The 26,487-nt window shown below is 70.6% G+C and carries 27 protein-coding genes and 1 pseudogene; 15 read left to right on the forward strand and 13 right to left on the reverse strand.

Annotated features, from left to right (window positions below; genetic code table 11):
• Positions 1-7: 7 nt before the first annotated feature.
• The 4 genes from VIS07_14740 (at position 8) to VIS07_14755 (ending at position 4,244) form a co-directional block, all read left to right on the forward strand.
• Positions 8-670, forward strand: a complete 663-nt coding sequence (locus VIS07_14740) for a GNAT family N-acetyltransferase (GenBank protein HEY8516763.1) — start codon at positions 8-10, stop codon at positions 668-670.
• Positions 671-871: 201 nt separating this feature from the next.
• Positions 872-2,356 carry a circularly permuted type 2 ATP-grasp protein gene (locus VIS07_14745; protein ID HEY8516764.1) on the forward strand — a complete coding sequence of 495 codons (1,485 nt, stop codon included), beginning with the start codon at positions 872-874 and terminating at the stop codon, positions 2,354-2,356.
• A complete protein-coding gene (locus VIS07_14750; protein HEY8516765.1) occupies positions 2,357-3,304 on the forward strand; it encodes an alpha-E domain-containing protein in 948 nt (315 codons plus the stop codon).
• 19 nt (positions 3,305-3,323) lie between these two features.
• Positions 3,324-4,244 (forward strand): transglutaminase family protein, encoded by a 921-nt coding sequence (locus VIS07_14755; protein HEY8516766.1) that lies wholly within the window; start codon positions 3,324-3,326, stop codon positions 4,242-4,244.
• Positions 4,245-4,380: 136 nt separating this feature from the next.
• On the opposite strand, the gene VIS07_14760 is transcribed toward VIS07_14755, so the two are convergent.
• Complete coding sequence (locus VIS07_14760; protein ID HEY8516767.1) at positions 4,381-5,901, reverse strand: ABC transporter permease/substrate-binding protein; 1,521 nt, start codon at positions 5,899-5,901, stop codon at positions 4,381-4,383.
• The gene (locus VIS07_14765; protein ID HEY8516768.1) at positions 5,898-6,665 is read right to left on the reverse strand and encodes an ABC transporter ATP-binding protein; all 768 of its coding nucleotides are present in this window, start codon (positions 6,663-6,665) and stop codon (positions 5,898-5,900) included. Before VIS07_14765 ends, VIS07_14760 begins: the two co-directional genes overlap by 4 nt.
• 56 nt (positions 6,666-6,721) lie before the next feature.
• Between VIS07_14765 and VIS07_14770 the strand changes: the two genes are divergently transcribed.
• A complete protein-coding gene (locus VIS07_14770; protein ID HEY8516769.1) occupies positions 6,722-7,462 on the forward strand; it encodes an HAD family phosphatase in 741 nt (246 codons plus the stop codon).
• Here the strand turns inward: VIS07_14770 and VIS07_14775 are convergent.
• A complete protein-coding gene (locus VIS07_14775; protein ID HEY8516770.1) occupies positions 7,441-8,901 on the reverse strand; it encodes a lipase maturation factor family protein in 1,461 nt (486 codons plus the stop codon). The two genes, VIS07_14770 and VIS07_14775, sit on opposite strands and share 22 nt — an antisense overlap.
• Before the next feature lie 87 nt (positions 8,902-8,988).
• Here VIS07_14775 and VIS07_14780 point away from each other — a divergent pair, with 87 nt between their 5' ends.
• On the forward strand, positions 8,989-10,548 hold the full coding sequence (locus VIS07_14780) for an acyl-CoA synthetase (protein ID HEY8516771.1): 1,560 nt from the start codon (positions 8,989-8,991) through the stop codon (positions 10,546-10,548).
• Between the two features lie 18 nt (positions 10,549-10,566).
• Positions 10,567-10,800, forward strand: a complete 234-nt coding sequence (locus tag VIS07_14785; GenBank protein ID HEY8516772.1) for a hypothetical protein — start codon at positions 10,567-10,569, stop codon at positions 10,798-10,800.
• A gap of 18 nt (positions 10,801-10,818) precedes the next feature.
• On the opposite strand, the gene VIS07_14790 is transcribed toward VIS07_14785, so the two are convergent.
• From VIS07_14790 to ccmA, 4 genes are read right to left on the reverse strand one after another with little or no spacing between them, the layout of a single operon-like run.
• On the reverse strand, positions 10,819-10,950 hold the full coding sequence (locus VIS07_14790) for a CcmD family protein (protein ID HEY8516773.1): 132 nt from the start codon (positions 10,948-10,950) through the stop codon (positions 10,819-10,821).
• A complete protein-coding gene (gene ccsA, locus VIS07_14795) occupies positions 10,947-11,642 on the reverse strand; it encodes a cytochrome c biogenesis protein CcsA (GenBank protein HEY8516774.1) in 696 nt (231 codons plus the stop codon). The genes VIS07_14790 and ccsA overlap by 4 nt, the downstream gene beginning before the upstream one ends.
• 37 nt (positions 11,643-11,679) lie before the next feature.
• A complete protein-coding gene (locus VIS07_14800) occupies positions 11,680-12,339 on the reverse strand; it encodes a heme exporter protein CcmB (protein ID HEY8516775.1) in 660 nt (219 codons plus the stop codon).
• A 25-nt stretch (positions 12,340-12,364) separates the two neighbouring features.
• On the reverse strand, positions 12,365-13,114 hold the full coding sequence (gene ccmA, locus VIS07_14805; GenBank protein HEY8516776.1) for a heme ABC exporter ATP-binding protein CcmA: 750 nt from the start codon (positions 13,112-13,114) through the stop codon (positions 12,365-12,367).
• Between the two features lie 181 nt (positions 13,115-13,295).
• On the opposite strand from ccmA, the gene VIS07_14810 reads away from it, so the two are divergent.
• Positions 13,296-14,441 (forward strand): D-alanyl-D-alanine carboxypeptidase family protein, encoded by a 1,146-nt coding sequence (locus tag VIS07_14810; protein HEY8516777.1) that lies wholly within the window; start codon positions 13,296-13,298, stop codon positions 14,439-14,441.
• Positions 14,442-14,857: 416 nt separating this feature from the next.
• Here VIS07_14810 and infC read toward each other — a convergent pair.
• Positions 14,858-15,409, reverse strand: a pseudogene (infC, locus tag VIS07_14815) (translation initiation factor IF-3).
• Positions 15,410-15,626: 217 nt separating this feature from the next.
• On the opposite strand from infC, the gene VIS07_14820 reads away from it, so the two are divergent.
• The 5 genes from VIS07_14820 (at position 15,627) to VIS07_14840 (ending at position 20,804) form a co-directional block, all read left to right on the forward strand.
• Positions 15,627-15,827 (forward strand): cold-shock protein, encoded by a 201-nt coding sequence (locus VIS07_14820; protein HEY8516778.1) that lies wholly within the window; start codon positions 15,627-15,629, stop codon positions 15,825-15,827.
• A gap of 276 nt (positions 15,828-16,103) precedes the next feature.
• Positions 16,104-17,495, forward strand: a complete 1,392-nt coding sequence (locus VIS07_14825; protein ID HEY8516779.1) for a HAMP domain-containing sensor histidine kinase — start codon at positions 16,104-16,106, stop codon at positions 17,493-17,495.
• A gap of 97 nt (positions 17,496-17,592) precedes the next feature.
• Positions 17,593-18,492: an NAD(P)-dependent oxidoreductase gene (locus tag VIS07_14830; protein HEY8516780.1), complete on the forward strand. Its 900-nt coding sequence runs from the start codon at positions 17,593-17,595 to the stop codon at positions 18,490-18,492.
• A complete protein-coding gene (locus VIS07_14835) occupies positions 18,489-18,647 on the forward strand; it encodes a hypothetical protein (GenBank protein ID HEY8516781.1) in 159 nt (52 codons plus the stop codon). Before VIS07_14830 ends, VIS07_14835 begins: the two co-directional genes overlap by 4 nt.
• 42 nt (positions 18,648-18,689) lie before the next feature.
• Positions 18,690-20,804: a M3 family metallopeptidase gene (locus VIS07_14840; protein ID HEY8516782.1), complete on the forward strand. Its 2,115-nt coding sequence runs from the start codon at positions 18,690-18,692 to the stop codon at positions 20,802-20,804.
• Here the strand turns inward: VIS07_14840 and metG are convergent.
• The 5 genes from metG to VIS07_14865 are packed head-to-tail and all read right to left on the reverse strand — an operon-like array spanning position 20,797 to position 24,887.
• Positions 20,797-21,267, reverse strand: coding sequence for a methionine--tRNA ligase subunit beta (gene metG / locus VIS07_14845; GenBank protein ID HEY8516783.1), 471 nt, complete (start codon positions 21,265-21,267; stop codon positions 20,797-20,799). The genes VIS07_14840 and metG overlap by 8 nt on opposite strands.
• A gap of 36 nt (positions 21,268-21,303) precedes the next feature.
• Positions 21,304-21,783: a hypothetical protein gene (locus tag VIS07_14850; protein HEY8516784.1), complete on the reverse strand. Its 480-nt coding sequence runs from the start codon at positions 21,781-21,783 to the stop codon at positions 21,304-21,306.
• Positions 21,784-21,793: 10 nt separating this feature from the next.
• Positions 21,794-22,324, reverse strand: coding sequence for a cytochrome c-type biogenesis protein CcmH (locus tag VIS07_14855; GenBank protein ID HEY8516785.1), 531 nt, complete (start codon positions 22,322-22,324; stop codon positions 21,794-21,796).
• Positions 22,325-22,338: 14 nt separating this feature from the next.
• Positions 22,339-24,339, reverse strand: coding sequence for a heme lyase CcmF/NrfE family subunit (locus VIS07_14860; protein HEY8516786.1), 2,001 nt, complete (start codon positions 24,337-24,339; stop codon positions 22,339-22,341).
• Positions 24,336-24,887 (reverse strand): cytochrome c maturation protein CcmE, encoded by a 552-nt coding sequence (locus tag VIS07_14865; protein HEY8516787.1) that lies wholly within the window; start codon positions 24,885-24,887, stop codon positions 24,336-24,338. Before VIS07_14865 ends, VIS07_14860 begins: the two co-directional genes overlap by 4 nt.
• A 210-nt stretch (positions 24,888-25,097) precedes the next feature.
• Between VIS07_14865 and VIS07_14870 the strand changes: the two genes are divergently transcribed.
• Both VIS07_14870 and VIS07_14875 read left to right on the forward strand, forming a co-directional pair.
• On the forward strand, positions 25,098-25,895 hold the full coding sequence (locus tag VIS07_14870; GenBank protein ID HEY8516788.1) for an undecaprenyl-diphosphate phosphatase: 798 nt from the start codon (positions 25,098-25,100) through the stop codon (positions 25,893-25,895).
• Between the two features lie 228 nt (positions 25,896-26,123).
• Positions 26,124-26,483 (forward strand): hypothetical protein, encoded by a 360-nt coding sequence (locus VIS07_14875; GenBank protein HEY8516789.1) that lies wholly within the window; start codon positions 26,124-26,126, stop codon positions 26,481-26,483.
• Positions 26,484-26,487 lie beyond the last annotated feature (4 nt).

Below are 26,487 nucleotides of genomic sequence, written 5' to 3' on the forward strand. Positions count from 1 at the left end.
TAGCTCCATGGACCTCACGGAATTCACCCTCCACCGCCTGGCCGACGGCACGCTGGTGCGCATCCGCCCGCTGCGCCCGGCCGACCGCGAGCGGCTGCTCGCCGGCTTCGAGCGCTTCTCTCCGGAGTCGCGCTACCGTCGCTTCTTCACGCCGACGCCGCGGCTCACCGAGGGGATGATCGAGCGCCTCCTCGACCTCGACGGCCATCACCGCTTCGCGCTCGGCGCCGAGCAGCCGTGGCTCGGCTTCCTGCCCGGCCCGGGCGTCGGCATCGCCCGCTTCACGCGCGACGATCACGACCCGAGGCGCGCCGAGATCGCAATCTCGATCATCGACGACATGCAGGGGCGCGGGCTCGGCTCGTTGCTGCTGCGCGAGCTCGCGGACGCCGCGCTCGACCGCGGCATCGACCGCTTCGAGGCGTGGGTGCAGCCCGACAACGAGCCGATGAAGACGCTCATCTACAACCTCGATCCCGACGCGACCTGCCACAGCGAGGACGGGCTGCTGGTCTACGAGATGAAGCTGCGCCGCGACGCGCATCGCGAGCGCGATCGGACGCGCAAGCTCGACTGGAGCGTCGCGCTCGAGCCGGCGGGATGGCTCGCCGACGGCGTCTGCCAGCTCCTCCCCGGTCGCGTCGCCGAAGCGATCACGCGCACTCGCTGAGCGCTGATCCGCACCGGCGAGCGCGGCCCCCTACCCGCTGAGCGCTCCTGCGCACGCGTCGAACGCGCGTGCGCACCCGCTGACTGACGCAGCGCCGCCCGCTCGCCGCGGGGGCATGTGGCTTGCTGACCAGAGCCGCGCGCACTCGGTGCGCGGCACAACGGTGCGGCAAATCCCGCCGCTCGACGAAGCAGGCCCACGATGAATGCCCAGGCGGTGAGCAATCCTCTGCCCGTTTCGCATGCATACCGCGTCGCGTCCGGGCTGTTCGACGAGATGTTCGACGAGGAGCACCGGCCACGACCCGGCTGCGTCCGCGTCGTCGAGGATCTCCTCGGTCGTGACCCACGGCGTCTCGCCGAGCTGCGCGAGCGTGCCGACAGCATGTTCTTGCGCATGGGCGTGACGTTCAACGTCTACGGCCTCGACGAAGGCGCGGAGAAGATCTTCCCGTTCGATCCGATCCCGCGCGTCATCGACGCCACGACGTGGGCGCAGCTCGAGGCGGGTCTCATCCAGCGCGTGCGCGCGCTCAACGCCTTCATCGCCGACGTCTACGGCGAGGGCGAGATCCTGAAGGACGGCGTCGTGCCGCGCGATCTGGTGCTCGGCTGCTCGCAGTACCGGCACGCGGTGGTCGGGGTGAAGCCGCCGCACGGCGTCTTCGTCACCGTCGCCGGGATCGATCTCGTGCGCGGCGCCGACGGACGCTTCTACGTGCTCGAGGACAACGTCCGGACGCCGTCGGGCGTGTCCTACGTCATCCAGAACCGCGTCGTGACGACGCGGCTCATGCCGGACCTGGTGCGCGCGAGCGGCGTGCGCAGCGTCGAAGGATACCCGGCCGACCTGCTCGAGAGTCTGTGCGAGCTCGCGCCGCGCGGCCAGTCGCGACCGCGGGTCGCGTTGCTCACGCCGGGGCTGCACAACTCGGCGTTCTTCGAGCACGTCTTCCTGTCGCACCAGATGGGCATCGAGCTGGTCGAGGGACACGACCTCGTGTGCGTCGACCACAAGCTGTTCATGAAGACGGTGCACGGTCTGCAGCAGATCGACGTGCTCTACCGGCGCATCGACGACGACTTCCTCGACCCCGTCGTGTTCCGCCCGGACTCGCTGCTCGGTGTCGCGGGGCTGATGGCGGCGGTGCGCGCGGGCAACGTCGCGATCGCGAACGGTGTGGGCACCGGCATCGCCGACGACAAGGCGATCTTCGCCTACACGCCGGCGATCGTGCGCTACTACCTCGGCGAGGAGCCGCTGCTGCCGATCGTCGAGACGCACGTGCTGACCGATCCCGACGTGCGTCGCATGGTGCTGCGCGACCTCGACCGCTACGTCATCAAGCCGACCGGCGCCTCGGGCGGCTACGGCGTGATCATCGGCCCCAAGGCGACCTACCGCGAGCTGATCGAGGCGCGCGAGCGCATCGAGCGCAACCCGAGCGGCTTCATCGCGCAGCCCGTGGTGCAGCTCTCGGTGCACCCGACGCTGCTCGGCGAGGCGGGGAACGGCTCGGGCCCGCTCGCGCCGCGCCACGTCGACCTGCGTCCGTTCGTGCTGCTCGGCAAACGTCCGCGCGTGCTGCCGGGCGGGCTCACGCGCGTCGCGCTGCGCGAGGGATCGCTGGTGGTGAACTCGTCGCAGGGCGGCGGCAGCAAGGACACCTGGGTCTTGGAGCGCTAGATGCTGCGCCGCATCGCCGACAGCCTGTTCTGGGCCGCGCGCTACATCGAACGCGCGGAGTGGCGCGCGCGCCTGGTCAACGTCAATCACCATCTGCTGATCGAGGGTCCGGCGCCGGCGAGTAACGCGTGGTCGTCGCTGCTCGCGATCACGGGCGACCAGGAGCTCTTCGCGCAGCACTACGCCGCGCCCGACGAGTCGTCGGTGCTACGCTTCTTCGTGCTCGACGAGCACAATCCCAGCTCGATCCGGAGCTGCATCAACGCGGCCCGCGCCAACGCGCGCACCTTGCGTCACCGGATCTCGTCGGAGCTCTGGCTCGAGCTCAACACGCTCTACCTCGACGCCCGGTCGTGGACGCCCGACCGCATCGTGACCAGCGACGTGTTCGAGTTCTTCTCGTCGCTGCAGGAGCGCTTCTACCGCATCGCGGGCGTGATCAACGGCACGCTGCCGCGCGGCATCGGCTTCGATTTCATCGTTCTCGGACAGATGCTCGAGCGCGCGGAGAACGTCACGCGCCTGCTCGACATCAAGTACCACTACCTGTTGCCGCGCGTGGAGGACGTCGGCGGGCCGGTCGACCTGCTGCAGTGGGCCGCGGTGCTGCGCAGCGCTTCCGCGCTCGAGGCCTACCGGCTCGCCTACGGCAACATGATCCGCACCGACCACGTCGTCGAGCTGCTGCTCTTCGACGGAACGTTTCCGCGCTCGGCGCGCTTCTGCGTCGACCGGCTCGAGACCGCGCTGCGCCGCATCGCGCAGTCGGCGCCCGAGCCGTCGCCGACGCCCATGCCGCTCGCGTCGGACGCGCTCGCGGGGCTGCTCGCGTCGCGCTCCGCCGGCGAGGTCATCGCGAGCGGCCTGCATGACTTCTTGCTCGGGGTGCAGGACGAGTGTCAGCGCATCAGCAGCGCCGTGTTCGATACCTACCTGCGCTACGAGTGAGGGAACGGACGAGAGCCGCATGATCTTCCGCATTCGCCACGCGACCCACTTCCGCTACGACAAGCCGGCCTACGAGTCGCACAACGAGGTGCGCGTCGTGCCGCGCGACAGCGCGGGCCAGCGCTGCCTGTCCTTCGAGCTGGAGGTGACGCCGAAGGCGGCCGTCCTCGCCTACGAGGACTCCTTCAAGAACAAGGTTCACGCGATCTCGGTGCACCCGCCGCACGACGAGCTGAGCATCGTCGCGGTGTCGGTGGTCGAGCGTCTCGCGCCGCGCGTGCCGTCACCGCTGCGCGTTCCGTTCTCCGAGTTTCTCGCCGAGGACGCGGCGCGGATGGCGCAGCACTACGAGTTCTTGACGCCGAGTCGCTACGTGCCGTTCAGCGACCGGCTGCGGAAGTTCTTCTGGTCCGCGCGTCCGGCGCCGACCGAGACCGTGCTCGAGTACACGCTGCGCGTCGTGCGCTACGTCCGCGACCAGTTCGAGTACGAGAAGAACAAGACGCACGTGCACTCGAGCGTCGACGACATCCTGACCGCGGGCGGCGGCGTCTGCCAGGACTTCGCCCACCTGACGATCGGGCTGCTGCGCCTCGCCGGCGTCCCGGCGCGCTACGTCTCGGGCTACCTCGCGCCGTACGAGGCCGGCGGATCGAACGTGGGCGAGCAGGCGAGCCACGCCTGGGTCGAGGCGCTGCTGCCCGGCGCAGGCTGGACGGGCTTCGACCCGACGCTGCGCTGTCGCACCGGCGACCACCACGTCCGCGTGGCTATCGGCCGCGACTACGCCGACGTGACGCCGCTGCGCGGCGTGTACCGCAGCGCCGGCAGCAAGGGCGAGATGCGCGTCGAGCTCAGCATCGAGCGCGACGACGGTGCGAGCGTGCTGCTCGCGACGGAGGAGGGGCACACGCAGAGCCAGTCGCAGGCGCAGCAGTAGGCGGCGCGTTCGACGCGGACGGCTCGCGCGCGCGGCGCGAGCACGCGCCGCCTACGAGCTCGCACGAACGAGCGCGCCCAGGCACGACGGCGGCGCGAAGGCGGTCAGCGGCAGCGCGCGCACGGCGCGGCGTGCGTCAGCCGTCGCGCAGCGCCGCCGCGAGCTCGCGCCCGACCTCGCGCGGACCGCGGCCGCGCTCGTCGACCTCGAGGTTCGCCCGCCGCATCCGCGCCGCGTCGATCGTGCCGGCGAGCGCGCGCAGCGCGGCGATCACCTCGGGGTGCTCGCGCGCGAGCCGCGCGCTCGCCAGCACCACGGCGTCGTACGGCGGGATCGCGCCGCGGTCGTCGACCAGCACGCGCAGGTCGAGCGCCGCGATGCGGCCGTCGGTCGAGAACGCGCTGATCACGTCGACCTCGCCGACCGCCGCTGCCTGGTACATCAGCGACGGGTCCATGCTGCGTCGCTCGGCGAAGCGCAACCCGTAGGTCTCCTGCAGCGCGCGCCACTCGGGGCGCGAGAAGAACTCGTAGTCGCTGCCGATCGTCATCTCCGGCGCGTGGCGGGCGAGGTCGCCGATCGTGCGAATGCCGAGCCGCTCGCCGTCGGCCTCGCGCACCGCGAGCGCGTAGGCGTTCTCGAAGCCGAGCTCGCAGACCAGCTCGACGCCGTCGCGCTCGCGCAGGAAGCGGGCGATCTCACGGATCGCCGCCTCGCGGCTCTCCGGCACGCCCTCGCGCCGCAGGATCGTCGCCCACAGCGTGCCGGAGTAGTCGACGTAGAGGTCGACGTCGTCGCTCGCGAGCGCGTCGTAGGCGACGGTCGAGCCGAGCGAGGCGCGGATCACGACGTCGCGCCCGGTCTCGCGCCGGATCCACTCGGCGAGGAGCTCCGCGAGCACGTACTGCTCGGTGAAGGTCTTGGCGCCGATCACGATCGGCCGCGCGGGACGCGCCGCCTGGCTCACGAGCGGTGCCGTCGCCCAGGCGGCGAGCAGCGCGAGCACGCCCGCGCAGCCCGCGACCAGCGCGCGCCGCCGGCGTCGGATGCCGAGCTCGACGCCGTACACCAGCGCGTCAAGCACAAGCGCCAGCGCCGCCGCCGCGACCGAGCCGACCAGCACCGCGGCGAAGTTGCGCGTCTGCAAGCCGCCGAAGATGTAGTTGCCGAGGCTCGGCGCGCCGACCGGGGTCGAGAGCGTCGCCATGCCGACCGTCCACACGGTCGCGGTGCGCACGCCGGCGACGATCACGGGCAGCGCGAGCGGCAGCTCGACGAGCCGCAGCTGCTGCATCGCGGTCATCCCGACGCCGCGCGCCGCTTCCTTGAGCGCGGGATCGACGCCGAGGATGCCGGTCACCGTGTTGCGCAGGATCGGCAGCACGCCGTAGAGGGTCAGCCCGATCAGCGCCGGCAGGAAGCCGATGCTGCGCAGGTTCAGCGCGGCGAGCAGCGGCACCATGACCGCGAGCAGCGCGAGCGCCGGGATCGTCTGCACGACGGCGGCCATGCCGAGCAACGGCTTCTCGAGTCGCGGCACGCGCGTCGCGAGCACGCCGAGCGGCAAGCTCGCCGCGATCGCGAGGGCGAGCGCCGCCAGCGTGAGCTGGAGGTGGCTCGTCAAGTAGCTCGGCAGCAGCGCGAGCTGCTCGCTCACCCGGGTCGGCCCTCGTCGAGCAGCGCGTCGACCGCCGCCGCCTGGCGCCGCGGCGTCTCCATCATCTGACGGACGTGCTCGGTCGCGGGGTTCTGCAGCAGCTCGCGCGGCGTGCCGATCTGCACGAGACGGCCCGCGTCCATCACCGCGATGCGGTCGGCGAGCAGCAGCGCCTCGGACATGTCGTGGGTCACGAAGATCGCCGTCAAGCCAAGACGTCGGCGGATGCGCTGGAAGGACTCCTGCACGCGGTCGCGGGTCAGCGGGTCGAGCGCGCCGAACGGCTCGTCGAGCAGCATGAGCCGCGGCTCGGCGGCGAGCGCGCGCGCGACGCCGACGCGCTGCTGCTGGCCGCCCGAGAGCTCGTCCGGCATGCGGTCGCGCAGACCGACGTCGAGCTCGACGAGCTCGAGCAGCTCGTCGACGCGCTTCTCGATCCGCTCGGCGGGCCAGCCGAGCAGACGCGGCGTCACCGCGACGTTCTCCGCGACCGTCATGTGCGGAAACAGCCCGACCTGCTGGAAGGCGTAGCCGATGCGGCGGCGCAGCTCGGGTCCGCGGAGCCGCGCGAGATCCTCGCCGTCGAGCAGCACGCGTCCCGAGGTCGGCTCGATGAGCCGGTTGACCATCTTGAGCGTCGTCGTCTTGCCGCTGCCCGAAGCGCCGAGCAGCACCAGCAGCTCGCCGTCGGCGACCGTGAGGCTCAGCTCGTCGACGGCGACCGTGTCGCCCCAGCGCTTGGTCAGCCGCTCGAGCTCGATCATGGCGCGAAAAAGTAGCCCAGCCGCGCAGGCGCTGCGACGTCTGCTAGGGGTGAAGAATGACGCGAGCCGTGATCTTCGACGTCGACGGCGTGCTGGTCGACTCGTACGCCGCGCACTTCGCGAGCTGGCGCGGCGCGCTGCGCGAGCGCGGCCTCGACCTCTCGGAGGACGACTTCGCGCGTACCTTCGGCCGCACGAGCCGCGAGGTGATCCGCGAGCTGTTCGGTGAGCGCGTCGACGACGCGCAGGTCCGCGAGATCGACCTGCGCAAGGAGGAGCTCTACCGCGAGATCATCGGGCGCGAGTTTCCGACGATGGACGGCGCGACCGAGCTGATCGACGCGCTGCACGCGGCGGGCTTTCGTCTCGCGCTCGGCTCGTCGGCGCCGCCGCCGAACGTCGAGCTGACGCTCGACCGGCTCGGGCGCCGCGATGCGTTCGCCGCGGTCGTGACCGGTCGCGACGTGCGCCGCGGCAAGCCCGATCCGCAGGTCTTCCAGATCGCGGCCGAGCGTCTCGGGATCGCGCCGCAGCGCTGCGCGGTGATCGAGGACGCGGTGCTCGGCGTCGAGGCGGCGCGCGCGGCGGGCATGACGGCGATCGCGCTGGCCGGCACGGCGAGCGAGGAGCGGCTGCGCGCGGCCGGCGCGCAGATCGTCGTGCGCTCCCTGCGCGAGCTCTCGCCCGAGGCGATCGCGCGCGCGATCGATGCGCGCTCGGCAACGGGCACCGCGAGCGGCGACGCACCCGGCGACGCGTCCGGAGGCCGCGGCGCTCAGCGTGGCGGCTCCTCGTAGAGCAGCGAGCGCCGCCACCAGTCGCCGCTCGCCTGCCGCTCGGCGGCGTCGGTGAACTCGTAGTCCCAGAGCCGCCAGCGCACGGCGCGCGGCTTCTCGCCGTCGAACGGGTCGTCGGCGAGCAGAGCGAGCACCGCGGGCGAGCCCTCGCGCAGCTTCGCGAGCAGCGCCGGCGTGACGACGCGTCCGCTGCGCATCCCGGTCGCGAGCATGCGCTCGAGGTAGAGCGCGTCGAACCAGAGCTGCCAGTCGAGGCGCGGCATGTTGGGGGCGGTGAACGTCGGCGCGCGGTCGAGGGGGCCCGGCTTCCAGCGGAAGACGTACGGCCGCCACTCGACGCCGTCGACCGTGCCCTCGAGCACGACCTCCGGTCGGTTGGTGGTCATCACCGCGAAGAGCCCGTAGCCGCTGACCAGGTGCCACGGCGCGAGCGCGTGGAACAGCCGCTCGACGCCGGGCAGCGACGTCGCGCGGATGCCGAACGCCTGCCCGAGCGAGAGCGGCACGCTGAGCGCGAGCACCAGCGCCGCGACCGCGACGTCGAGCGCGCGCTTCACGCCGCGCTCCGCGGGACGCGGACCGCGCGAGCCGAGCCGACGCGGCCACACGCGCTCGAGCCAGCCGTCGTCGAGCAGCGGCACGCACAGCACGGCCGACAGCAGGTTGAAGAAGCCGTAGTTGCCGGTCGCGGCGATCAGGAGCTGCAGGAGGACGAAGCCGACGAACGCGACGAGCCGCGGCACGCGGCCCAGGAAGATCAGCCAGGGCAGGGCGAGCTCGATCACGAACATCACCGCGCACGACGCCTGCTGGATCCACGCGGGGAGCTGGTGCGCGTACCAGCTCGTCCACGCCGGCAGCGGCTGCGTCTCGTAGTGGAACTTGAGCGCGTCGAGGCTCCACCACGTCGGGTCGCCGCTCGCGAGCTTCACCCAGCCCGAGAAGAACATCAGCCGGAAGACGAGCCAGCGCAGCAGCCAGAGCACGATCGGCGAGGGCTCGCGCACGGACGGCGCGTCGAGCCGCCAGGCGGACGGCGCCCAGAAGATCGCGAGGAAGCCGGTCTCGAGGAGCAGGGCGTCCCACTGGTAGGCGAGGAAGATCTGCCCGACCGAGACCAGCGACAGGTAGAGCCACCACAGCGCGGGCAGGACGACGACCGGCCAGATCCCGGCGATCAGCAGCAGCGACAGCACGATGCCCGCGCGGCAGACGAGACGCAGCATCTCCGCGCTCGGGTCGAGCCAGAAGAGCGTCGGGATGCGCATCTTGGCGTCGTCGCCGAACACCTCGACGGCGCGCGTCAGGTACGCGCTCGCCGGCAGGATCCCGTCCGGACCGAGCAGACCTTCGACCTGCCACTCGAGCGAGGCGAACGCCGAGAGGTAGACGACGCCGAGCAGCCGCAGGAAGAGGCGACGCGTGAGAAGGGCGCTCAAGCGGCCGATGTGAACCGCGGCATCGACGAGGTGTCAACCGTGAGCCGAGCTTTGCGCGTCGCTCGCGACGCGCGATAGAAGGTCGGCATGTACCTCGGCACGCGAGCGGAGCAACACCCCGACAAGCCTGCACTGATCTTTGCCGATCAAGAACGCACCGTCACCTACGGACAGCTCGAGGAGCGCTCGAACCGCGTCGCGCAGGCGCTGCGCGCGTGGGGTCTGCGTCCGGGCGACGGCATCGCGGTCGTGCTCGCCAACGAGGAGCACTTCTTCGACTTCTACTGGGCGGCGATGCGCTCCGGCCTCTACTTCACGCCGGTCAACTGGCACCTGTCGACTGAGGAGCTGCGCTACGTCGTCGAGGACTGCGACGCCCGCGTGCTGGTCGCGAACGCGCGCTTCGCGGAGCAGCTCGCGCCGCTCGCGCAGGGCACGGGCAAGATCGAGCGCTTCGTCTCCGTCGGCGGGACGATCCCGGGCTTCGAGCGCTACGAGGACGCGGTCGCGCCGTTTCCGGCGGAGCGCATCCCCGACGAGCGCGAGGGCGCGGCGATGCTGTACTCGTCGGGGACGACGGGGAAGCCGAAGGGCGTCCGGCCGCCGCTGACGCTCGATCCTCCGGGCACCGGCGCGGTGGTGCTCACCCTCGCGGCGTTCACCGGCTTCTTCGGCCTCGAGGAGAGCGACACCTACCTGTGCCCCGGGCCGCTCTACCACGCAGCGCCGCTCGTCTTCACCGCGCTGCAGCATCGCATCGGCGCGACCGCGCTGGTGATGGACCGCTTCGACGCCGAGCGGGCTCTGAAGTACATCGAGCGCTACCGGGTCACGACCAGCCAGTGGGTGCCGACGCACTTCGTCCGCATGCTGAAGCTCCCGGAGGAGGTGCGCCGGCGCTACGACCTCTCGAGCCTCAAGATCGCGATCCACGCCGCGGCGCCGTGCCCGATCCCTGTCAAGGAGAAAATGATCGAGTGGCTCGGCCCGAAGGTGGTCGAGTACTACGCCGGCACCGAGGGCGGCGGCACGCTGATCCGCTCCGAGGAGTGGCTGACGCACAAGGGCTCGGTCGGACGGCACTGGGCCGGCGGCAAGGTGTGGATCCTCGACGAGAAGGGCGAGGAGATCACCGAGCCGGGCGTCGACGGCGTGGTCTACTTCGAGGCGCCCGAGGACCCGAACGCGCGCTTCCGTTACCACAAGGACGACGCCAAGACGGCCGAGACCTACCGCGGCCGGCTGTTCACCCTCGGCGACATCGGCCACCTCGACGAGGAAGGATATCTCTACTTGACGGACCGCCGGTCGCACATGATCATCTCGGGCGGCGTCAACATCTACCCGCAGGAGGTCGAGAGCTGCCTCGCGACGCACCCGAAGGTCGACGACGTCGCGGTGATCGGCGTGCCGAACGAGGAGATGGGCGAGGAGGTGAAGGCGGTCGTGCAGCTCGCGCCGGGGGTGCAGCCGTCGCCCGAGGTGGCGCAGGAGCTGATCGACTACGTGCGCGAGCGGATCGCGCACTACAAGGCGCCGCGCTCGGTCGACTTCGTCGACGCGCTGCCGCGCCTCGACAACGGGAAGATCTACAAGCGCCTGCTCCGCGACCGCTACTGGTCCGGGCACTCCTCGCGGATCGTCTGACGCTCGACGGGGGACGCGATGCCGCTGAAGGTCGTCACGCTCAAGGAGATCGAGCGCATCTTCACCGTCATCGACCGCCTCGGCGTGTCGCGCGAGGCGGTGGTGATCCCGCTCAAGCCCGCGACGCCGGGCAGCGTCCGCAAGATGCCCAACGGCAAGTACGAGATCGTCGTCGACGCGGAGCAGCCGCTCGACGACTTCCTCGTCGAGCTCGAGCGTCGGCTACACGAGCTCGGCGCGGTCGCGTCCTGACGGCTCGCGTCCGGACGCTCAGCGCGAGCGCCGGATCTCTTCGAGCTCGCGCTCGAGGCGCCGCGCCTTGCGGCCGATCGACAGCAGGTAGACGAAGATCGCCAGCCAGACGGCCGTGTAGGCGGCGAACAGGTAGTTGAGTCCCTTCACGAGCGGGCGCCCTCCAGCTGCAGCGCAGCAACCGACTCGTCGACCGCGAGAACGCGGGCGCGCAGCGACACGAGCCAGGTGAACAGCAGGGCCAGCGCGACGCCCGAGACGAGCAGCGTCCAGCCCATGAGCGGGTCCTTGAGCCCGGAGTCGGGCTCGTCGGACAGCATCACCGCCGGGTGCACGCCGCGCCACAGACGCACGGCGAGGATCAGGAGCGGGATGTCGAGCGTACCGACGATGCCGAGCACCGCCGCGTAGCGCAGGATGGTGTCGTCGTTGCCGCCGAGCCGGCGCAGCATGAGGTAGGCGGCGTAGATCGCCCACAGCACGACGGTCATCGTCAGGCGCGGGTCCCAGGTCCACCAGACGCCCCAGATCGGACGCGCCCAGATCGGTCCGGTGACCAGCACGAGCGTCGTGTAGAGCAGGCCGACCTCGGCGTTGGCGTGCGCGAGCTGGTCGGCGCGTCGGCTGCCGGTGCGCAGGTACTGCACGCTCGCGATCGCGACGAACACGAAGCCGGCGAATGCCATCCACGCGAGGTTGACGTGGAAGTAGAAGATCCGTTGCACCACGCCCTGCTCGCGCTCGCTCGGCACGAGGACGAAGACCATGTAGAGCGCGGCGAGCATCGCCACGCAGGTCAGCGCGGGCAGCAGCGTGTCCCGCCAGATGCGTCTGTCGTTCATCTCGTCTCTCGTTCCTCGCGGCTCGCGCAGCAGCCTGTCACTCTTCGAGGACGTAGTCGAAGCTCAGCCAGCCGGCGACCGCGAAGACGATATCGAACGCGACGAGCGTGAGCAGCCAGGACTGCAGCTCGTCGACGCTCTGCCCGAGCAGGGCGCCGGCCGTGGTCCGCGTTGCCGCGATCAGCAGCGGCGCGAGCAGCGGGAACATCAGCACCGGCAGCAGCACCTCGCGCGCGCGCGTCCGGCTCGCGATCGCCGCGCACAGCGTGCCGACCGCCGCGATCCCCGTCACCCCGAGCAGCAGGACGAGCGGCAGGAGCCAGCTCGGCGAGAGCCCGCGCGTGCCGAGCAGCACGCCGATCAGCGGCAGCAGGACGATCGCCGCGACGAGCAGCATCAGCAGGTTGCCGATCATCTTGCCGAGGTAGATCGAGCCGCGGTCGATCGGTGCGAGCGCGAGCCCGGTGAGCCCGCCCGCCTCGCGCTCGAGCACGAAGGAGCGGTTCAGCGACAGCGTGCCCGCGAGCAGCAGCGTCGTCCACGACAGGCCGGCGAGGAAATCTGCCCCGACCAGGCGTTCGGGCTCGAGCGTGAAGGCGAACACCAGCACGACGAGCAGCGCGAGCAGGAAGACCGACGAGGTCATCTCGCCGGTGCGCAGCTCGATGGCGAGGTCCTTCCGAACGATGCTCCACATGGCGCCTTGCGTGCGACCGCGTCGCTCAGCCCTCGAGCCCGGCGAGACGGCGGTAGTCGCGCGCGAGCTCGCTGCTCGTGGGCACTGGGCTCGCCTCGCCGACCACGCGGCCGCACGCAAGCACTACCGCGCGGTCGGCGAGCGCAGAGGCGCGCGCGAGGTCGTGCGTCACCAGGACGACGGCCGCGCCGTCGGCGGCGCGCGAGCGGATCTCGCGCTCGAGGAGGTCGCTTCCCGCCTCGTCGAGCGCGGTGAACGGCTCGTCGAGCAGCAGCAGCTCGGGGTGGTGCAGCGTGGCGCGCGCGATCGCCAGGCGCTGCAGCATTCCGCGCGAGAGCGCGCGCGTCGGACGCTCCATCGCGTGCGCGAGGCCGACGCGCTCGAGGCTCGCCCGCGCGCGCTGCTCGGCGCCGGCGCCGTCCTCCGCGCCGCGTTCCCCGTACAGGCGGGCGAAGAGCTCGAGGTTCTGGCGCGGGGTCAGGTCCTCGTAGACCAGCGGCTCGTGGCCGACGAAGCCGATGCGTCCGAGGACGTCGGGCGTCGGCCGTCCCGGGTGGCAGTCGACGTCGAACAGCGCGAGCGTGCCGGCGCTCGCTCGCGAGATGCAGGCGAGCAGGCGGAGCAGCGTGCTCTTGCCGGCGCCGTTCGGCCCGAGCACCGCGACCACCTCGCCGGCCGCGACCTGCAGGTCGACGTCGCGCAGCACCAGACTCATGCCGTACGCCTTGCGCAGGGCGCGAGCCTCGACCAACGTACGCCCCGTCGCGCTCGGCATGGTGCGCGAGTCTTGCGTACGGACGGCCAAACTTCCAGCCGCCGCCTCGCGCGCGGCCGTGACCGCGACGCCGAAAGTAGGTACTTTCGTCGCGCCGAGGGAAAGACCTTCGCGTGGTCGCTCGTCAAGTAACAAGGTAGGCGCGCGCTCGCGCCCAAGGGGGGTCGTAGTCGTGGACGTCGTGGGGAACCTTCGGAGAGTCGCCGCAGCGCTGCTCGTGTCGTTGCTTGCCACGAGCGCCGCCGGTGCGCCGGCCGGACGCCCGAGCCTGCCGTACAGTCCCGAAGCGCCGTACCGCGCGGCTCTGCTGATGGACGCGGACAGCGGCGAGGTGTTCTTCGCGCACAACGAGAACATGCCGTGGCCGCCCGCGTCCATGGTCAAGATGATGACCGTCTTGATCGCCATGGAGCAGGTGAAGGCGGGCGCGATCTCGCTCGACGACATGGTCACCGCGTCGGCCTGGGCGAGCCAGATGGGCGGCTCGCAGGTCTACCTCGCGGAGGGCGAGCAGTTCCCGCTGCGCGACATGCTGAAGGCGATCATGATCTCGTCGGCGAACGACGCTTCCGTCGCGGTCGCCGAGCGCATCGCCGGCTCGACCGACGCGTTCGTCGAGATGATGAACGCCCGCGCGCGTGAGCTCGGCATGACCAGCTCCGAGTTCCACTCGGTGCACGGCTTGCCGCCCGGGCCCGGTCAGAAGCCCGACCTGATGAGCGCCGCGGACCTCGCGAAGCTCGCGCGCAAGCTGATGGAATTCCCCGAGGTGCGCGAGTGGGCGGCGACGACCGAGGCGCCGTTCCGCGACGGCAAGTTCATCATGCGCAACACGAACCACCTGGTGCGCAACTACCGCGGCGCGACCGGGCTCAAGACCGGCTACTACGCCGCCGCCGGCTTCGAGGTGACGGCGACGGCGTCGCGCGACGGGCTGAACCTGATCGCCGTCGTCCTCGGCGCGCCGACCAAGAAGGGCTGCTTCGACGAGGCGGCGAAGCTCCTGTCGAAGGGCTTCGCGAGCTACCGCGCCGTGCAGCCGGTCAAGGCGGGGCAGTCGGTGGGCGCGCAGATCGCGGTGGCGCGCGGCAAGGAGCGCTTCTTCACCGGCGAGGCGGCGCGGGACCTCCGCCTGGTGCTGCCGCGTCAGGAGGCGCAGCAGGTCAAGGTCGAGGTGAAGGTGCCCGCGCAGGTCGACGCGCCGGTCGCCAAGGGCCAGGTGGTCGGCGAGATCATCGCCGTGCAGGGCGACAAGGAGCTCACCCGCATCGAGGTCCTCGCGCCGAAGGACATCGAGCGGACGTCGTGGTGGTCGGGCTGGTTCTGAGCGCGCGCGGCGCCGTCAGCGCGCGCAGCGCGGCGCGCTGACGCAGGCGTCCGCCAGGAGCGGCAGCGCCCGCGCGCGTCGACGATGGGGCAGCGGCCGCTCCGCGCTCGTGCCGACGGCGGCTGCTGTGCGCTCGAGCGCTGCCGCGCGTCCATCGCGAGGCAGGCTGCGCCGCCACCGCGCTCCATCGCCGAGGCAGGCTGCGCCGCCACCGCGCTCAGGCCGGCTGCGCTCGCATGGCTCTCGGGCCGGGCGCGCCGGCAGCGCGCTCACGCCGGACGCGGCGGCTGCTGCGGGCGGACGTCCTTTGCTTGTGCTTGTCCGCTCGAACCCGCCTGGCCGGACGCGGACGGCTGACCGCCGCCCGCCTGCGCCGAGCCCGACGCCGCGGGACGCTGACCGCCGGACGCCGGCTTCTTGCGCTGGCCGGGCGCCATCACCAGGTGCATGACGCGGCCCTCGGTGCGCGGCTCGATCTCGACCCAGCCGTAGTCCGCGAGCTGGGCCGCGATGCTGGTCAGCTTGCTGCGGCCGAGGTCCTGGTGCGCCATCTCGCGTCCACGGAAGCGCAGCGTGAACTTGACGCGCTGGCCCTCGCTCAGGAACTCCTGCGCCTTCTTCAGCTGCCGCTCGAGGTCGTGCGCGTCGGTGCCCGGGCGGATCCGCAGCTCCTTGAGCTGCGTGACGTGCTGCTTCTTCTTCGCCTCGGCGTCTTTCTTCTGCTTCGAGTAGCGGAACTTGCCGTAATCGAGCAGGCGGCACACCGGCGGCTGCGCCATGGGCGCAACCTCCACCAGGTCGACTTCCGCTTCCTGCGCCATCCGGAGAGCTTCCTCGGTCGGAACGACGCCGAGCTGCTCACCGGACAGGCCGATCAAGCGTACCTGGGGTACTCTTATTTGACGGTTGGTTCGATGCTCCTCGTCGGGGCGAACGGGCAAGAATCGCGGACCGCGCGGTCGCTGCATAGGACTCCTTTTTTCTGCGACGCGAAGCATGAGAGGTAGCACAGCGGCCTGCGGGAACAAACTCCGCAAGCGTTATTGCCCTTGGCGGGACGGCGGTGGTAAGAGCGGCGCGGTTTTGAATCTGTATCCGGGCGACGTTGCGATCGTCGACAGCTGTCGGGTCACGAACGCGCACCACAGGAGGGCGCACCCGGAGAAGGGCTGGAGGAGCACCGGTATGCCTCAGGGGAAGGTGAAGTGGTTCAACCCGCAGAAGGGCTTCGGATTCATCGAGCAGGAGGGGGGCGAGGACATCTTCGTGCACTACTCGGCGATCGCCGGCCAGGGGTACAAGACGCTGGAGGAGGGCCAGATCGTCGAGTTCGAGGTCGTACCGGGCCGTAAGGGATCCCAGGCCGCGAACGTTCAGAAGCTATAGCTTTACGACCGGGGCGTGAGGGCTGCGGCCCTCACGCCCTTTTGCTCCGCGCGCGCTTCGCGTCGCAGCGGAGCGGCGCGACGCCATCGCGTCGCGCAAGGCCGTCAGGGTGCCCGTTCCCGCGCCTCCGTACCGGGCACGAGGGCGGCAACGCCAAAGCCGTGACGGTGCGTCCCCGTCGCGGCAACGGTGCGTCGTTCACGTGGCCGACCGCGTCGTCAGAGCCGCGGTTTGACGCTCTTCTCCGTGGTACCGCGGTTGCTTGCGCGCTTCCGCGTGGATCCGCGTGAGCAACACGCGCTCGAGCAGCACGCCCTCGGGCTCGAGCACCTCGCCTTCGCGAGGCTCCCGCGCGCGATGTGCCTGGTGCTCGTCTTCATCGCGGGCGTCCTGCCGATCGAGCTCTACTACTACCCCGAGCACCGCGACACCTATCTCGCGGTGCTCGCCTTCGAGGCGCTCTTCTCGGCCGCAAGCTACGTCTGGCTGCGTCTTCAGCCGACGCGCGCGCGCGCCATCGCGATCGCTTGGGCGAGCGTGATGGCGATCTGCGTCGCCGCGTACTACCCGCTGAGCGACGGCGACGTGACGCTCTCCGTGGTCGCGCTGATCTGCATGCTGTCGGCGATGCCGGCGGTGCTGCCCTTCGGGCCGGTCCAGCAACTGGTGCTGTGCGCGGTGTGCGTGTTGGCGTTCGCCGCGTCGATCGTCGGCGGCGTGGAATCGACGCTGCCCTGGCCGTATCTGCTGGTCGCGCTGCTCGCGGTGGGCGCGCTGACGACGATCGGCGCGTCGTCGCTCGCCGGGCACCGTCTCGAGGCCATGCACCGCGAGGCGGTGCTGCGTCAGGCGCACGAGAACTTGCGCGTCGCTCTGGCGCGCGCCGAGAGTGCGGTCGAGACGCGCTCGCGCATGGTCGCGAACGTGTCGCACGAGCTGCGGACGCCGGTGAACGTCATCGTCGGCTATGCCGACATGGTGCTTGACGCGGCGTCCGACGAGAAGCTCGTCCGCAACTTGACGCGACGGATCCGCGAGTACGCGGTGTCGCTCGATACCCTGATCTCGCAGCTGCTCGACCTGTCGCGTCTGTCGAGCGGCAAGGTCGAGCTGTCGGACGAGCGGATCGATCTCCGCCAGATGCTCGACGACGTCGCGCACGATGCGCGGCTCCTGACGCGCGGGCTACCGATCGCGGTGGTCGCCGACTGCCAGGTGCCGGAGGTGATGGGCGACGCGATCCGCCTGCGGCAGATCCTGAACAACCTGGTGACCAACGCGGCGCGTGCGACGCGCAGCGGACGCATCGAGATCGCGGCGCGCGAGCAGGACGACTGGCTCGTCTTGACGGTCAGCGACACGGGCTGCGGCATCCCGCCCGACAAGCAAGCGTCGATCTTCGACGCGTTCGTGCAGCTCGGCAACGCGCCCGGCGGCGCGAGCGGCATCGGGCTCGGCCTCGCGATCGTCCGCCAGCTCACCGATCTGCTCGGTGGCACGGTGGGCGTGACCAGCGCGCCCGGCGAAGGCTCGACGTTCAGCGTGCGCCTGCCGCTGCGCCGTCCGGTGCGTCCGGTGGACGATGCGACGCGCGACGAGCGCGATGGCGACCACGGGGCGCGCGGCGAGGCGGCGGCGCCGCCGCCGCCGCTCGGCGCTCCCCACTGACGCGACGCCGCGCGCCGGCGCAGCGTCGCGCGCCCCGACGCAACGTCGTGCACGGTCGGTCGCCGCTCCGGCGCTTCCGCGCTATGACCGTCGCATGCTGCGCAACGAGAAGATCCTCCTCACGGGTCCGACGAGCCAGGTGGGTTTTCCGATCGCGCGCGCTCTTGCGGCGAACAACGAGGTGTACGGTCTCGCGCGGCTGTCACGCGCGGAAGATCGCGAGCGGCTCGTGGCGATCGGCGTCAAGCCGCTCGCGCTCGACCTCGCGAAGGATCCGCTCGACCGCGTCCCCGACGACTTCACTTACGTGCTGAACTTCGCCGTCGTGAAGACGGGCGACTTCACCTACGACCTCGCGGCGAACGCCGAGGCGGCCGGTCGTCTGATCGCGCGCTGCCGGCGCGTGAAGGCGTTCCTGCACTGCTCGTCGGGCGGCGTCTACCAGTACGCCGGCCACGCGCCGCTGCGCGAGGACGCGCCGCTCGGCGACAACCACCGCACGCTGTTTCCGACCTACAGCATCTCGAAGATCGCGGCCGAGACCGTGGTTCGCTTCGCGGCCGCGGAGTTCGGCGTGCCGAGCGTCATCGCGCGCCTGAGCGTGCCCTATGGCGACAACGGCGGCTGGCCGTTCTACCACCTGCTGATGATGCGCTCGGGCGCCGAGATCCCCGTGCACGTCGACGAGCCGAATCTGTACAACCCGCTGCACGAGGACGACTACGTCGAGCAGGTGCCGAAGCTCTTGCAGGTGGCGAGCGTGCCCGCGCGGACGCTGAACTGGGGCGGCGAGCAGGCGAGCATCGAGGAGTGGTGCTCGTGGCTCGCGGAGCTCACCGGGCTCGAACCGCGCTTCCGCTACACCACCGACGCGATCGGCAGCCTGCCGCTCGATCTCACGCAGATGCACGAGCTCATCGGTCCCGCGCGCGTGCCCTGGCGCGAGGGCATGCGCCGCATGGTCGAGGCGCGTGCGCCGGAGCTGCTGCGACGATGATTCAGATCGATCCCAAGGTCGCCGTGTTGCTCGCCGTCGGCATGGTGGCCGCGTTGCTGATCTTCTGGCTCGAGCCGTCCTACACGGTGCGCTACATCGTGGTCGGCGTCCTCGGCGCGCTCTACGTGTTCTTCCGTTTCAACAGCTGGCGCTGACTCGCGACGGCCGGCACTTCGTGCGCATGATAGCTGTTACGCATGACCACGAAGGTTGACGATCGCCTGAACCCGCTGCTCGCGGACGGCGGGCTACCGCGCTTCGACGAGATCCGCCCCGAGCACGTCGTCCCCGGCATCCGAACGTTGCTCGAGGATCTGCAGCGCGAGCTCGCCGCGATCGAGTCCAACGTCGCGCCGACCTGGGAGCGCGCGGTCGCGCCGCTCGAGCGCCTGAACGACCGGCTGTCGTTCGCCTGGGGCACCGTCGGCCACCTGATGGGCGTGCGCAACAGCGACGAGCTGCGCACCGCGTACGAGACGGTGCAGCCCGAGGTGGTCGCGTTCTCGCTGCGCGTCGGGCAGAGCCGGCCGATCTACCGCGCCTTGAAGGAGCTGCGCGATGGACCTGGCTGGCAGTCGCTCGACGCGGCCCAGCAGCGCATCGTCACCTCGCTCGTGCGCGACGCCGAGCTCGCCGGCGTCGGCCTCGAGGGCGCGCAGCAGGAGCGCTTCAACGCGATCCAGGCGGAGCTCGCGGAGTGCTCGACGCGCTTCAGCAACCACGTCCTCGACGCGACCAAGGCGTTCGCGCTGACGCTGCGCGACCGCTCCGAGATCGAGGGATTGCCGCAGAGCCTGCTCCAGCTCGCGGCGCAGGCGGCGCGCGAAGCGGGCGAGGCGGACGCGACCGCCGCCGACGGTCCGTGGCGGATCACGCTGGACGCGCCGAGCTACGTGCCGTTCCAGCAGCACAGCCGACGGCGTGACCTGCGCGAGAAGCTCTACCGGGCCTACGTCACGCGCGCGAGCTCGGGCGAGCTCGACAACACGCCGCTCATCCGGCGCATCCTGCGTCTGCGCCGCGAGGAGGCGGCGCTGCTCGGCTTCAAGAGCTACGCGGAGCTCAGCCTCGCGAGCAAGATGGCGCCGAGCGTCCAAGCGGTCGAGCAGATGCTCGAGGAGCTGCGCTCGGCGTCGTATCCCGCGGCCGAGCGCGACCTCGCCGAGCTGCGCGAGCTCGCGCGCAGCGAGAACGCGCCGGAGGCGGACGACCTCAAGCCGTGGGACGTCGCCTTCTGGGCGGAGCGGCTCCGCGAGCGGCGCTTCGCGTACACCGACGAGGAGCTTCGCCCGTACTTCCCGCTGCCGCGCGTGCTCGACGGGCTGTTCGCGCTGGTCGGCCGTCTCTTTGGCTTGACGATCCGTCCGGCGGACGGCGAGACGCCGGTGTGGCACCCCGACGTCCGCTTCTTCCGCATCTACGACGAGCGCGGCGAGGAGATCGCGGCCTTCTTCCTCGATCCGTACTCGCGGCCCAAGGAGAAGCGCGGCGGCGCGTGGATGGACGAGTGCGTCGGTCGCGCGCCGGGTCGGATCCCGGTCGCGTACCTGGTCTGCAACCAGGTGCCGCCGGTCGACGGCAAGCCGTCGCTGATGACCTTCGACGAGGTCAACACGCTCTTCCACGAGTTCGGGCACGGCCTGCAGCACATGCTGACGCGCGTCGAGCGGCCGCTCGCGGCGGGTATCCGCAACATCGAGTGGGACGCGGTCGAGCTGCCGAGCCAGTTCATGGAGAACTGGTGCTACCACCGCGAGACGCTGCTCGGGCTCACGGGCCACGTCGAGACCGGCGCCAAGCTGCCCGAGGAGCTGTTCCGCAAGATCGCCGCGTCGCGCACGTTCCGTGCGGGCTCCGACATGCTGCGCCAGCTCTACTTCGCGCTGACCGACCTCGCGCTGCACCACGAGTTCGACCCGGACGGCCCCGAGACCCCGTTCGACGTGCAGCGGCGCATCGCGCAGAAGACCACCGTGCTGCCGCCGCTGCCCGAGGACCGCTTCCTGTGCAGCTTCACGCACATCTTCGGCGGCGGCTACGCGGCGGGCTACTACAGCTACAAGTGGGCCGAGGTGCTCTCCGCCGACGCGTTCGCGGCGTTCGAGGAGGCCGGTCTCGAGAACGAGCAGGCGCTGATCGCGACCGGACGTCGCTTCCGCGACACCGTGCTCGCGCTCGGCGGCAGCCGTCACCCGATGGAGGTCTTCAAGGAGTTCCGCGGGCGCGCGCCGACCACCGAGGCGCTGCTGCGCCACCACGGTCTGCTCGGGAGCACGACCGCGGCGGGCGAGACGGCGAGCGCCGCTACTTGACGCGGCTGCCGGGCTCGATCGGCTTGTCCGGCGTCAGGATCGCGAGCCCGCTGTCGTCGGTCGCGGCGAGGATCATGCCACGGCTCTCGACGCCGCGCAGGCGCGCGGGCTTGAGGTTCGCGACCACGACGACCTGACGGCCGACCAGCGTCTCGGGCGGGTAGGCGGCGCGGATGCCCGCGACCAGCTGCCGCTCCTGCTCCTCGCCGAGGTCGACCGAGAGCACCACCAGGCGGTCGGCGTTGGGATGCGGCTCGGCCTTGCGGATCGTTCCGACGCGCAGGTCGACGCGCAGGAAGTCGTCGATCGAGATCTGGGGGGGCTCGTCCGTCTTCTGGGTTGCCTCGCCGGTCTTCTGCGTGGACTCGCCAGGTGTCTGGCTTGCCTCGCCGGCGCTCTGCGGCGTGTTTCCAGGGCTCTGGGCGGTCTCGCCCGTGGTCTTGCTCTCGTCGTTCTCGGCCATCGTTTCTTCGAGCGCCTCAGGTGCGCGTCGCGCGCTTCACGCGCGGCGCCGGTCGCGCTGCTTGGTCGTCGGCAGCTTCCTTCCGCAGGCGTGGCAAAAGCGCGCGCCGCGCGCAAAGCGCTGTCCGCAGCCCGGGCAGAAGCCGGCCGCTTCGCTCGTGCGTCCCGCGGCGGACGCAGGCTGCGCGGCGCCCGAGGACGCCGGCATCGTCGCGCTCGGCACGGCGTGCGGCGTCCGGGCCTCGTCGAGCGCGGCCATCGCGCGCAGAGCCCGTTCCTCGAGCTCGGCGCGCAGCGCGGCGTAATCCTCGTCCGAGAGCTTGCCGGTCTGGTGGTCGAAGTCGGCCTCGCGGATCGCGAGCAGCGCGAGCTCCTTCTCCTTCTCGGGCGTCAGCTCGCTGGCCTCCGTCGTGCCGCTCGGCGCCGCGTCCGTGGGCTCGCTGCCGGAGAGCAGCGGCCACGCGACGTAGAACGCCGCCGCGAGGACCAGCACGAGGCCGACGATCGTCACCAGCACGGACGCGTCCTCACAAGCGGCGGTCGAGCTCGGCGAGCTCGCGCTCGAGGCGGGCGCGCAGCTCGGGGTCGGTCTGGCTGGTGCGCGCTTCCGCGGTCGAGGAGGTGTCGGTCGCGGCGCTGGTGCCGCGTCGCCAGCGGACGAGCACGAGGCCGATGATCAGACCGCCGAGCGCGATGGCGATGAAGGGGACGGTCCACGCGGCGATGTTGAAGCCGCGCGTCGTCGGCGCCGAGAGGATCTTCTCGCCGTACTTGTTCTCGAAGTAGGAGAGGATCTCCTCGCGCGACTTTCCGGTCGCGATCTGCTCGGCGATCTCCTTCTTGAGCGGGATGCCGGAGCCGCAGTTCAGGTGGTTGCACGAGTGGACGGTGAGCCCGCAGCCGCACTGGCAGGTGAGGTCGGTCTCGATCTGGGCCTGCGTCGCGAGCTCGGCGTGCGCCGTCGGCGCGCCGACCGCGAGCGACAGCGCGAGCAGCGCGCCCAGAACGAGCGCGATCCGCGAACGACGTGCGCCGCGTGCAGCTTTGCGTGCGAGCAACGTCCGTCCTCTCGCTACGCCGTCCGCGATCCCGCCGGGACGCGGGACGTCACCTCGGCCGTGCGCTCGGCCCACGACGGCCACATGCACACGACCGTGCCGATCGCGAGCACGAAGCCGCCGATCCACATCCAGGAGATCATGGGATTGACGAACACCTGGAAGACCGCGAGCTTGGTCGGCGGGTCGTAGCTGCCGAGCACGACGTAGAGGTCCTCGCCGAGCGTCGACCGGATCGACACCTCGGTCGTCGGCTGCTTGGGCTTCTTGTAGAAGCGCTTCTCCGGGTAGACCTCGCCGAGGCGCTTCGCGTTCTCGCCCGCGCCGTCCCACACCGAGACGCGCGCGTACGTCCGCTCGACGTGATCGTCGTTCTCGACCTCGATCCCCTCGTAGCGCACGGTGTAGCCGCCGAGCGTCACGCTCTCGCCGATCTGCATCGGACGCTGCAGCTCGAGCTTGAACACCGACGACGCGACGATGCCGATGAAGATCATCACCACGCCGACGTGCACGATGTAGCCGCCGTAGCGGCGACGGTTCTTGCCGATCAGCCGCGACAGCGCGGTCCACGGCTTCTCGCCCATCATCGTCTGGCGGACGCGCATGCCGCGCCAGAACTCGATCCACACCGTGGCGAGCGCGAACGCCGCGACCGAGAACGCGACCACCGCGTAGAAGTTGCGCGCGCCGAGCGCGAAGGCGATGGCGCCGACCACGAAGCCGGTGCCGAGCGGCGTGGCGAAGCTCCGCCACAGGCTCTTCGGCGTCGCCTTGCGCCAGGCGATCACCGGCCCGACGCCCATCAGGAAGATGAGCGCGATGCCGAGCGGCGCGTTGACCTTGTTGAAGAACGGCGGACCAACCGTGATCTTGACGCCGCGCACCCACTCCGAGAGCACCGGGAAGACCGTGCCCCAGAAGACGGTGAACGCCATCCCGACGAGGATCAGGTTGTTCAGCAGGAACGCCGCCTCGCGCGAGAACACCGACTCGAGCTCGTTGCGGCTCTTGAGCAGCGGCAGGCGCCAGACCAGCAGCCCGATCGACACCGCCAGGATCACGAGCAGGAAGCCCATGAAGAACGGCCCGAGCCCGGACTGCGTGAACGAGTGCACCGACGAGATGACGCCCGAGCGCGTGAGGAAGGTGCCGAAGATGGTCAGCGCGAAGGTGAGGATCACCAGCGCCATGTTCCACACCTTCAGCATGTCCTTCTTCTCCTGGATCATCACCGAGTGCAGGTACGCGCTCGCGGTGAGCCAGGGCATGAAGGCCGCGTTCTCCACCGGATCCCACGCCCAGTAGCCGCCCCAGCCGAGGACGACGTAGGCCCAGGCGGCGCCGAACAGGTTGCCGAGCGAGAGGAAGAACCAGGAGAACAGCGCCCAGCGCCGCGTCGTGCGGATCCACGCGTCGCCGAGCTTGCCGGTGATGAGCGCCGCCATCGCGAACGCGAACGGCACCGTCGTCGAGACGAAGCCGATGTAGAGCGACGGCGGGTGGATCGTCATCCAGTAGTTCTGCAGCAGCGGGTTCAGGTCCGAGCCCTCGCGCGGCGTGAACGGCAGCCGCTCGAAGGGATCGGTGACGAACACCAGCAGCGACAGGAAGAACGCGCCCACGATGAGCATGGTCGCCGTGACCCACGGCATCTGGTCGCGGTTCTTGTCGCGGTTCTGGAACTGAACGACCGCGTTGCAGACGGCGAGGATGAAGGTCCACCAGAGCAGCGAGCCCTTCATCCCGCCCCAGAGCGCGGCGATCGTGTACCAGAGCGGCAGCGTCGTCGACGAGTACGAGGCGACGTACTCGACGTTGAAGTCGCGCGTCAGCAGCAGGTAGAGCAGGGCGATCACCGCGATCCCGGTGAGCCCGGAGAACGCGTACGCCGCGTGCTTGCCGCTGGCGATCAGGCGGGCGTCACGGCGTAGCCCGCCGAGCACGCTCGCGCCGATGCCCCACAGGGCGACGACGAAGCCGAGAACGACCGCGAGGCGTCCGATCTCGCTCATGGAGCCTGCGGCAGGTCCGCCGCGGCGCGGAGGTCGTCGCTCGCCGGCGCGTCGTCGCGTTCGTACTGGTCCGCCTCGTACTTCGACGGACAGGTGGTGAGCAGCGTCTTCGCGTGGAACACGCCGCCTTCGACCTTGCCCTCGACGATGACGTCGCGTCCGTCGCCGAACATGTCGGGCAGGATGCCGTTGTAGCGCACCGGCAGGCTCGCCGTGGCGGCCGACGGCGCCGGCGCCGCGACCGCGGGGGCGACCCCCGCCCCGCCGCTCGTGGCGGCATGCTCGACGGCGAGCTCCGCGGCCTCCTTGGCGGGGATCGGCACGATGACGAACTCGAGGTCGAGCGTCTTCGGATCCCACTTCACGGTGCCGTTCGACACCCGCCCGGCGAGGCGCAGCGGCTTGCCCGCGTGAGCGTCTGCCGCCGCGGCGTACTCATCGACGGTGATGAAGTACGTCGAGGTCTCGCGGACCGCGGAATAGATGAGCGTCCCGACCGCGAGCACGATGGCGGTCGCGCCGATCAGGAACTTCGACTTGCGGCTCAAATCTGCGTCCGTTTGTTCTGGGCGTCGCTGCTGCGACCGAGGTTGCGGCGTGACGCCGCGCAAGGTTCTCGTTTGCTGCTGCGTCCATCTGACGCAGCGCCTACGGCCGGACCTTTCGCCGGGACGCTACCCGATGCGGTATGGGGACGCAAACCGGTTGCGGCGCCGCCCGCTCGGTCCCACGCCGAATCCGAGGAACGCTCGAGCCACATGTCCCCCGAAGTCACCATCGCCTGGAAAGCCGCGATCCTCGGCGTCGTCGAGGGTCTGACCGAGTTCTTGCCGGTCTCCTCCACGGGCCACCTGATCGTCGTCTCGCACCTGCTCGACTACGGCTCCCCCGAGTTCGAGATCGTGATCCAGCTCGGCGCCATGCTGGCGCTGACCTGGGTGTACCGCGAGCGCCTGGTGCGCATGGCGGTCGAGGCCTCGACGCGTCCGCTCGCGCGCCTGTTCATCCTCAAGGTGCTGCTCGCGTTCCTGCCCGCGGTCGTCGTCGGGCTGCTGGTGAAGGACTACCTCGATGCCCTGTTCCGCCCGGGGATCGTCGCGACCACGCTGATCGTCGGCGGCTTCCTCATCCTGGCGATCGACCGGCCGCGGCGCTTCGCGGGGCTCGCGGACCTCGAGCGGATGACGTTCCGTCAGGCGCTGCTGATCGGCATCGGGCAGACGCTCGCGATGGTGCCCGGCGTGTCGCGCTCGGGCGCGACCATCGTGACCGGGCTCGTGGTCGGCCTCGATCGCCGCGCCGCGACCGACTTCTCCTTCCTGCTCGCGCTGCCGACCATGTACGCGGCGACGCTCTACACGCTGTGGGACACGCGCGACGCGCTCGCCGGCGAGCTCGGCTTCGGCATGGCGGTCGGGCTCGTGACCGCGTACGTGAGCGCGCTCGTCGTGATCAACGCGTTCCTGCGCTACGTGCAGACGAGCTCGCTGCGTCCCTTCGGCTGGTACCGAATCGTCGTCGGAGCCGGGGTCTTCGTCTGGCTGCTGCTCGCGTGACCAGAGCACGCGGCCTGTGCAAGACCTTCCATTTCTCCCTGCACCACGTACACGCCACCGGCGCGTAGTCCTGCGCGCGTGACGGAGGAAACACGGCGAATTCGCGCCGTTGCTCCGTTGGCCTGCGTCTTGCCCTCCGTCGTCCCATGCGCCGCTTTGGCGCCACGACGCAGCGCGGCTCGTTTCCGACGGGCGCGTGAAGACCCCCCGAGAAGGGAGAGACGCCAAATGCACGTCCCAGCGGATTCGAGCTTCATCACTCTAGACGACGGAACCGTTCCTCTCGCGATCGACCCGGTCCAGTTCCAGGTCCTGTGGCACGGCTTCGGCGAGCTCACGCCGGAGCGTCAGCTGCTGCTCGCGATCCTCGAGCGTACCGCGGCGGATCTGCGCAACTTCCGCTACGCGCGCCAGCACGCGAACCAGCGCCTCTACATGGACGCGTACCTCTGGGTGTCATCGACGGATCGCTCGCATCCGTTCGCGTTCGAAAACGTCTGCGAGTTCCTGAAGCTGTCCCCCGAGCGCCTGCGCGCCAACCTGCTCGGCCGCGATCTCGCGCGCGAGCCGATGGCGAAGGCCGCCTGAGAGA

Source organism: Candidatus Binatia bacterium (assembly GCA_036563615.1).
Classification (GTDB): domain Bacteria; phylum Desulfobacterota; class Binatia; order UBA12015; family UBA12015; genus DATCMB01.